General features: G+C 45.3%; 1 protein-coding gene. It reads right to left on the minus strand.

Going from position 1 to position 1,005, the window contains the following annotated elements:
- Positions 1–1,005, minus strand: a 1,005-nt coding sequence (locus A3739_RS00970; protein ID WP_156502219.1) for a DUF3458 domain-containing protein, incomplete at both ends; no start/stop codon positions are given.

Consider the following 1,005-nt stretch of genomic DNA (forward strand, 5'->3'; position numbering starts at 1 on the left):
ATTCAAGAAATCAAAATCAGGATGCTCCATCAACGATTGAATGTGTGTTAAATCAGCATATGAAGACGCTGACGATTGCACAGAGAACCATAACTCCATAACCTGAGCATCTTCTTTCCACTGATCATAAAAACGTGCCAATAAGTCATCGGCATCTTGCTTGTTGCCCGAGGCAATCATGGCAGACAATGCTCCAACTTGGTCTGTCATATTCTGAGCATTAACAAACTGCTTGCGACAAAGGCTCATGAATTCATCATTCGCATTGGCTGACAACAGTGCTAAACAAGTATTTCGAAGCCCTCGAACAGACATTTCAGCGTAACTTAGGCCTTTCTCGCACCCCTGATTACGCTGATAACATGCAACCAGTTCCTTCTGTAAATCGAACGCTAATTGCTTACGAGCGAGATTTCGCGCAGTACAAATAGCATCCACATCAGCTTCTTCTGCTAGCTCAATCAGATAAGCAGCACTTGGCAGTTGCAACAGTTTGCTGACCATCGCTTTGTCTAATGACTCGTTGCTAATGATGCTTCGAATCGCGCCGACATAGGCACTAGAGAGCTGAGCATTACCACCGTTCTTCACCGTTGAGATCATGGCATTCAATTCAAGCAATGCTAGGCTTTGCGCAGCATCCCAGCGGTTAAAACCGTCTGAATCATTCGCCATCAAAAACAAAAGCTGATGTTGTGTGTAGTTATAATTTAGTTTTACTGGGGCAGAGAAGCCGCGCAACAACGACGGAATGGGTTCTTCTGGAATGCCTTCCAAAACAATGCTTTGTGTTTTCTCGGTCAACTCAAAAACTGCGCTTTTTTGACCACCAAATGCAGACAACGCTTGTTCGCCACCATCCCCATTAAGTAAGGCTAGCTCAATCGGGATAACGAACGGCTCTTTGACTTCCTGCTGAGGCGTGGGCGGACATGATTGCTCAAAGTGCAATATGTAAGTTTGCGCTTGCGCATCAAACTCACTCGAGACGTTTACTCTTGGCGT

This window comes from Oleiphilus sp. HI0067, assembly GCF_001635735.1.